This is a genomic window from Streptomyces sp. NRRL B-24085 (assembly GCF_001282115.1).
GTDB lineage: Bacteria > Actinomycetota > Actinomycetes > Streptomycetales > Streptomycetaceae > Streptomyces.
This window is the reverse complement of record NZ_LJBR01000505.1, coordinates 1-6,941: the sequence shown is the minus strand read 5'-3', so window position 1 is coordinate 6,941 and position 6,941 is coordinate 1. Positions and strand designations below refer to the sequence as shown.

The following is a 6,941-nucleotide window of genomic DNA, read 5'->3' as shown; positions in this document are numbered from 1 at the left end:
GGGCGGGCGTGCGGGTGACTGCCGTGGCTGGCGGTGGGGCTGGCGTGCGGGTGGCTCCGGTTGCTGGGAGCGGGTCCGGCGTGTGGGTGGTTGCGGTGGCTGGCGGTGGGTCTGGCGTGCGGATGGCTCCGGTGGCCGGCACCGGGCCTGGCGCGCGGATGGCTCCGGTGGTCCGCACCGGGCTTGGCGTGCGGACGTCCCGCGTGCTCGGGAGCCGGACAGCGGCGCAGGCGTCTCCCGCCCTCGCGAAGCGGCCGTCGGCCACCGCAGCCCTCGCCTCGGCACCGCGCACGGCCCTCGCGAACCGGCCGTCGGCCACCGCACCCCGCGCCTCGACACCCCGCACGGCTCTCGGGAACCGACCACCGAAAACCGCACCCCACCACGCCTCGACCCCCCGCACCGCCCTCAAGGTGCCCCGCCCATGAGCGACGTCACCGCGCGGAAGCGTGGTCGGCCCCGGCGTACCGAGTCCGACGGGGCCGGCACCCGTGACCGGATCCTGCTCGCCGCTCGGGAGGAGTTCTCCGAGCGGGGCTACGAGAAGACGTCCGTGCGCGGGATCGCCAAGGCCGCGGGGGTGGACTCGGCCCTGGTCCACCACTACTTCGGCACCAAGGAGCAGGTCTTCGAGGCGGCCGTGGAGGTCGCCGCCGCGCCCGCCCTGAGTGCGCCCGACGCGGTCGCCGAGGGGCCGGTGGAGGACGTCGGGGAGCGCCTGACCCGGTTCATCTTCGGCGTCTGGGAGAACCCCGCGACGCGCATGCCGCTGCTGGCGATCGTCCGCTCCGCCGTGACCAACGAGACCGCGGCCACCGTCTTCCGCCGCCTCGTCGCCTCCCAGCTGCTGCGCCGCATCGCCGACCAGTTGGACCTGCCGGACGCCGAGCTGCGGGCGGAACTCGCTGCCGCGCAGCTCGTCGGGACGGCCATGCTGCGGTACGTGATCAAGGTGGAGCCGCTGGCGTCCACGGACATCGAGCAGATCATCGCCCGGGTGGCCCCGGTGGTGCAGGGCCACCTGACCGGTCCCTGACCCCGAGACGGGCGTCCCGCATTCCGGACACCGTGTCCCGCCCCCTGGATGACCGGCGTACGCTCGACAGCAGCCAGAACTGTCTGAAGGAGCGAGCGACGATGCCCGAGCTGAGGTCCCGCACAGTCACCCACGGCCGCAACATGGCGGGCGCCCGCGCCCTTATGCGCGCCTCCGGTGTACCCGGTGCGGACATCGGCCGCAAGCCGATCATCGCGGTCGCGAACTCCTTCACGGAGTTCGTGCCGGGACACACCCACCTCCAGCCGGTCGGCCGGATCGTCTCCGAGGCGATCGTGGCGGCGGGCGGCATCCCGCGCGAGTTCAACACCATCGCCGTCGACGACGGCATCGCGATGGGACACGGGGGCATGCTCTACAGCCTCCCCTCCCGCGACCTGATCGCCGACTCCGTCGAGTACATGGTCGAGGCCCACTGCGCCGACGCCCTGATCTGCATCTCCAACTGCGACAAGATCACCCCGGGCATGCTCAACGCCGCGCTGCGGCTCAACATCCCCACGGTCTTCGTCTCCGGCGGCCCGATGGAGTCCGGCCGCGCGACCCTCGTGGACGGCACGGTCCGCACCCTCGACCTGGTCGACGCGATGTCCGACGCGGTGAACGAGAAGATCTCCGACGAGGACATGCTCCGCATCGAGGAGAACGCCTGTCCGACCTGCGGCAGCTGCTCAGGCATGTTCACGGCCAACTCGATGAACTGCCTGACGGAGGCCATCGGCCTCTCGCTCCCCGGCAACGGCTCGACCCTCGCCACCCACACGGCCCGCAAACAGCTCTACGTCGACGCGGCCGAGACGGTCATGGACATCACCCGCCGCTACTACGAGCAGGACGACGAGACGGTCCTGCCGCGCAGCGTCGCCTCCTTCGCCGCGTTCGAGAACGCCATGGCCCTCGACATCGCCATGGGCGGCTCCACCAACACGATCCTGCACCTGCTGGCGGCCGCCCAGGAGGCCGGCGTCCCCTTCGGCCTGGCCGAGATCGACGCGGTCTCCCGCCGCGTCCCCTGCCTCGCGAAGGTCGCCCCGAACGTGGCGAAGAACCGCACGTACTACATGGAGGACGTGCACCGCGCCGGCGGCATCCCCGCCCTCCTCGGCGAACTGCACCGCGCGGGTCTGCTCAACGAGGACGTGCACTCGGTCCACAGCCCCTCCCTCGCGGACTGGCTCAAGACCTGGGACGTGCGCGGCGGTTCGCCCTCCCCGAAGGCCCTCGAACTGTGGCACGCGGCTCCCGGCTGCGTCCGTTCCGCCGAGGCCTTCTCCCAGTCGGAGCGCTGGGCGTCCCTGGACGAGGACGCCGCCGAGGGCTGCATCCGCAGCGTCGAGCACGCCTACTCCAAGGACGGCGGCCTGGCGGTCCTCAAGGGCAACCTCGCGGTCGACGGCTGTGTCGTGAAGACGGCCGGCGTCGACGAGTCGATCTGGACGTTCGAGGGCCCCGCGGTCGTCTGCGAGTCGCAGGAGGAGGCCGTCCAGAAGATCCTCACCCAGCAGGTCAAGGAGGGCGACGTCGTCGTCATCCGCTACGAGGGCCCCAAGGGCGGCCCCGGCATGCAGGAGATGCTCTACCCGACCTCGTACCTGAAGGGCCGCGGCCTCGGCAAGGCCTGCGCCCTGGTCACCGACGGCCGCTTCTCCGGCGGCACCTCCGGCCTGTCCATCGGACACGCCTCCCCGGAGGCGGCGGCGGGCGGCACCATCGCCCTCGTCGAGGACGGCGACCGCATCCGCATCGACATCCCGGGCCGCACGATCGAGCTCCTGGTCGACGACGCCGAACTCGCGCGCCGCGAGGCGGCTCTGGGCGGTGTGTACGCCCCGAAGAACCGTGAGCGCAAGGTGTCGGCGGCACTGCGGGCCTATGCCGCGATGGCCACCAGCGCGGACAAGGGCGCGGTGCGGGACGTGTCGAAGCTGGGCTGAGTTCTCGTTCGACGGGGGCCGTCCCTTCGGGGGCGGCCCCTTCGGCGTCCGTGCGCCACCAGTCCGTGTGTCGCCAGTGCGTGTGTCACCAGCCTGCGCGTCACCAGTCCGAGGGCTTGCGGGCGTCCACGGCGAAGACGGTGCCGTCGGGGGCGGTGGCGTAGACGCGGTGGGAGGCGAGAGTCGGCCTGGGCAGCGTGGCGGCCACCTCGCCGGCGTCGGTGCCGAGCCTCGTCGGCGTCTGCCCGACGAGGGTGCCCTTGTGCGCGTCCACGGCGAGCAGCCGCCCGTCGGAAGCGGTGACGAAGACGTGGCTGCCGTCCGAGACCGGGACGGACCCACGGCTGACGGACGTCTCCAGATGCCACAGGCGTCGGCCGGTGTCGAGGGCGACGGCCTCCAGCGAGCCCCCCGCGGCCAGTACGTAGGCGATGCCGTCGTGCACCGTGGCCTGCGCGCCCTGGCGGGGCACGGGCAGGGTGGCCTTCCGGGTCGCCCCTGACGCGGGGGTGTAGCGGACTACGGCCTTGGCGTAGTCGAAGACCTGGTCGACGGAGAGGAAGAAGACGGACCCGTCCTCGGAGCCGATCGGCGTCAGGGCACCGTCGAGACGCTCCTCCCAGCGCACGTCACCCGTGGCCGCGTCCACGGCGGTGACCCGAGTGGTCGACTCGTCCGCGGACGTGCTCGTCACGTACAACAGCGGGTCACCGGGGAATGTGGAGAACGACGGCGTGACATGGCCGGGTATCTCCTTGCTCCACTTGGTGTCGCCGGTCGCGCTGTCCACACCGGTCACCGTCCCCTCCGCCTCGGCGACCAGGAGCATGCCACCGGTCGACCACAGGCCGTTGTACGTCGGCACCTCGCGCTGCCAACGCGTCCGGCCCGACGCAGGATCGAGTGCCTCCAGGCGGGTGCCGTAGTCGGTCAACGGCTGGACGAGGCCACCGGACAGGGCGGGCGGGACGCTCCAACGGTCCGTGTCGGCGGAGTGGCGCCACAGCAGGCTGCCGTCGGACGGGTCCAGGGCGTAGACCGACCCGGAGCGGACACAGAGGAGCCTGCCCGCTCCGTAGGAGCACCGGGGTGTGCCCTTGCCCCCGGATTCGGGTCGCGCGGCCCACGCGCGGAACGCAGTGGCCTTGGCCTGGGGTGTGCCTGCGCCCTTCGCCGCAGCCTCTCCCTCGCCGAGCAGTTGGACGGAAGCGAACACACCGGCCGCGACCATGACGAGCGCTCCGCCGACGAACAACGCGATCCGGCGCAGACGCCGCTTGGGTCGTCGTACCGGCTCCGCGACCTCCTGCTCGGGCTCCGGCACCTCGCCAGTGCGCTGCGCCGGTATGAACGCCTGTGTGTCGTACGAGGCCGCCACCGACCGCAGTTCCCGCATCAACTCGTCCGGTGTGGGCCGCTCCTCGGGCTCCTTGGCGAGACACCGCACGATGAGCGGCGCGAGATTCGCCGGTACGCCGGTCAGGTCCGGCTCGTCGTGCACGACCTGGTAGGCGACGACGTACGGACTGTCGGAGTCGAAGGGACCCCGCCCGGTCGCCGCGTGCACCATCACCGAACCGAGCGCGAAGATGTCGGCGGCGGGCCCGACCTCCCTCGGCCGCCGGAACTGCTCCGGTGCCATGAACGGTGGCGTCCCGATCAACTTCCCGGTCTCGGTGCGGAGTTCACTGTCCTTTGGCCGAGAAATACCGAAGTCGATGACCTTGGGCCCGTCCTCGGCGAGCAGCACGTTGCTCGGCTTGAGGTCCCGGTGGACCACTCCGACCCGGTGGATGTCCCGCAGGGCCTCCGCGAGTCCGGCCATCAGCCGGCGCAACTCGGCAGGCGCCATGGGCCCGTTCCGCTTCACCTCGTCGGAGAGCGTCGGTCCGGGAATGAACAGGGTGGCCATCCAGGGCCGTTCGGCATCGGGATCGGCATCGACCACGGACGCCGTGAACGCCCCGCTCACCTTCCGCGCCGCCGCCACCTCCTGCCGGAAACGCCCCCTGAACTCGGGGTCCCTGGCGAATTCGGCATGGACGACCTTCACCGCGAGCTTCATCCCCGAGGTGCTGCGCGCGACGTGCACGACCCCCATCCCGCCGGACCCGAGGCACGACTCCAGGCGGTAGTGACCGGCGTACTCGGGAAGTTCCGCTTCCGCGCCCGCTCCGGTGTTGCCCTGTGGCGCCATGGAACCACCCCCGTGCTGATCGTCCGCGCGCGCGACGCACGGAGCCTAGTCGATGCCTCGTTCGGGACAGAGGCGGCTTGCTAGTCTCCGCGTGCGAGTTGCGTACATGTGTTTCATGGCGTGATTTCGGGGAATCAACGGGACCCCATGGCAGTCATGGGGAGCAACGGGGGAGGAATTCCATGTCGGTTGACCGTGTCGAAGAAGTCGAGAACGCCGAGAGCAGGACCGTCACGACGGCAGTCGCCGCGACCGCGGCCGTGCACTACTACTCGGTCGCCCCGGGCTACCGCCTCAACGTCCGCCGAGGCCCCGGCACCCAGTACGGCATCGTCCGGGTCCTGCCCGAGGGCGCGCAGGTCGCGATCTACTGCCAGACGCCGGGGACGTCGGTGGTCGGTCCGTACGGCACGTCGAACATCTGGGACAACATCGCCAACGGTGAGTTCGTCTCGGACGCCTACGTCCTCACCGGCAGCGACGGCTACGTCGCCTCGCGCTGCGGCTGATCTCGGCACCCATCCAGGGGGATCCACCAGCGCCACCCCTGGAACAGATCCGTCATGGTTGCGGGCCTCACCGGCGCCCTCCCGATGGTGGGCGCCGCCACCGCCGAGGCCGCACCGGTGCGCTGACTGCGCGGCGGCTCCCGGCTACCGGCTGAACGTGCGCAGCGGACCCAGCACCGTCCACAGCCTCGCCTGGGTCCTGCCCGGCGGCGCCTCCTGACGCCGACCGGGCGGAACCTCACGACGGCCCTGGTACACAGATCCGTCACGCTCTGAGGCATCGCCCGGCCCGAAGGGAGCCCGCCGCCACCCCGGAGCCATAATCGTCCCGTGAGCGACGAACCCGGCCCCCAGGACACCGCGGGCTCCCCAGCCGGCACCCCCCACCCCGAGCCGATCCGTTTCTTCGGCACCACCTGGGTGAACCACGACAGCGGCTATCCCCTTCGCCGCGCCGGCGCCGCCCTCGGCTCCCTCGCCGCCGCCGTGGCCTCCTGCCTGGTCCTCCGCTTCGCCTACGAGGGCCTCCAGATCGCCGACACCGGCAGCTTCGTGACCGTCCTCGTCATCGCGATGTTCGCGATCTGCAGCGCGCTGGCCTTCCGCAACACCTGGGACGGCTTCGGCAAGCGCCCCGACCCGGACCGCCAGGCCTCCCTCCGCGGCCTCCTGGCCATCGGTTTCGTCGGGTCCCTCCTCGCGTACTTCTTCCGCTCCCTCACGGAGGCCCCCGGCGAGCGACTGCACCGGCAGGAGTACGAGGCCGCCCTGCGGGAGCACGAGAAGCGCGGCGCCCGCCGCACCGGGAACCCGGCGAAGAAGAAGCGCCGCCGCTGAGCCCCACGCCCTGCTCCGAAGCCGCGCCCGCCGGCGCCGGCCCGCGCGCCCGTGGAGGCCGGCGTCACGGTCGGGACGCCCCGCACCCTTGGCACCGGCAGGCCGTTCTCTCACCGAGAACACACCGCCGCCCGCCGCACCGGGAACCCGGCGAAGAAGAAGCGCCGCCGCTGAGCCCCACCGGCTGACGTTCGGCGCTGGGCGTGGAACCGCGCCCGCCGGCGCCGGCCCGCGTGCCCGTAGGGGCCGGCGTCACGGTCGGGGCGCCCCGCAGCCTTGACACCCGCAAGCCGTTCTCTCACCGAGAACACACCGTCGCCCGCCCCTCACCCGGCCACCATGGCCTCATGGCCGCCTCCTTCCACACCGCCCGAGCCCACTCCTTCAATGCCGCCGCAGCCCAGTAC

Annotated in this window: 5 protein-coding genes; 4 read left to right on the top strand and 1 reads right to left on the bottom strand. The window is 71.8% G+C overall.

Translation table 11 applies throughout. The annotated features are described in order from the left end of the window. Nucleotides 1–424 precede the first annotated feature (424 nt). The gene (locus AOJ26_RS38005) at nt 425–1,036 is read left to right on the top strand and encodes a TetR/AcrR family transcriptional regulator (RefSeq protein ID WP_053852907.1); all 612 of its coding nucleotides are present in this window, start codon (nt 425–427) and stop codon (nt 1,034–1,036) included. A gap of 101 nt (nt 1,037–1,137) precedes the next feature. Continuing rightward, a complete protein-coding gene (ilvD, locus tag AOJ26_RS38000) occupies nt 1,138–2,991 on the top strand; it encodes a dihydroxy-acid dehydratase (RefSeq protein WP_053852906.1) in 1,854 nt (617 codons plus the stop codon). A gap of 100 nt (nt 2,992–3,091) precedes the next feature. On the opposite strand, the gene AOJ26_RS37995 is transcribed toward ilvD, so the two are convergent. Then, nucleotides 3,092–5,188 carry a serine/threonine-protein kinase gene (locus AOJ26_RS37995; protein ID WP_053852905.1) on the bottom strand — a complete coding sequence of 699 codons (2,097 nt, stop codon included), beginning with the start codon at nt 5,186–5,188 and terminating at the stop codon, nt 3,092–3,094. Nucleotides 5,189–5,370: 182 nt separating this feature from the next. Here AOJ26_RS37995 and AOJ26_RS37990 point away from each other — a divergent pair, with 182 nt between their 5' ends. Beyond that, the gene (locus AOJ26_RS37990; protein ID WP_053852904.1) at nt 5,371–5,697 is read left to right on the top strand and encodes an SH3 domain-containing protein; all 327 of its coding nucleotides are present in this window, start codon (nt 5,371–5,373) and stop codon (nt 5,695–5,697) included. Between the two features lie 330 nt (nt 5,698–6,027). Further along, a complete protein-coding gene (locus AOJ26_RS37985; RefSeq protein WP_053852903.1) occupies nt 6,028–6,534 on the top strand; it encodes a hypothetical protein in 507 nt (168 codons plus the stop codon). Nucleotides 6,535–6,941 lie beyond the last annotated feature (407 nt).

Bases quoted from the DNA above. Each gene is read 5' to 3' on its own strand.
- AOJ26_RS38005 (WP_053852907.1), top strand. From the start codon at position 425: ATGAGCGACGTCACCGCGCGGAAGCGTGGTCGGCCCCGGCGTACCGAG.
- ilvD (WP_053852906.1), top strand. From the start codon at position 1,138: ATGCCCGAGCTGAGGTCCCGCACAGTCACCCACGGCCGCAACATGGCG.
- AOJ26_RS37995 (WP_053852905.1), bottom strand. From the start codon at position 5,188: ATGGCGCCACAGGGCAACACCGGAGCGGGCGCGGAAGCGGAACTTCCC.
- AOJ26_RS37990 (WP_053852904.1), top strand. From the start codon at position 5,371: ATGTCGGTTGACCGTGTCGAAGAAGTCGAGAACGCCGAGAGCAGGACC.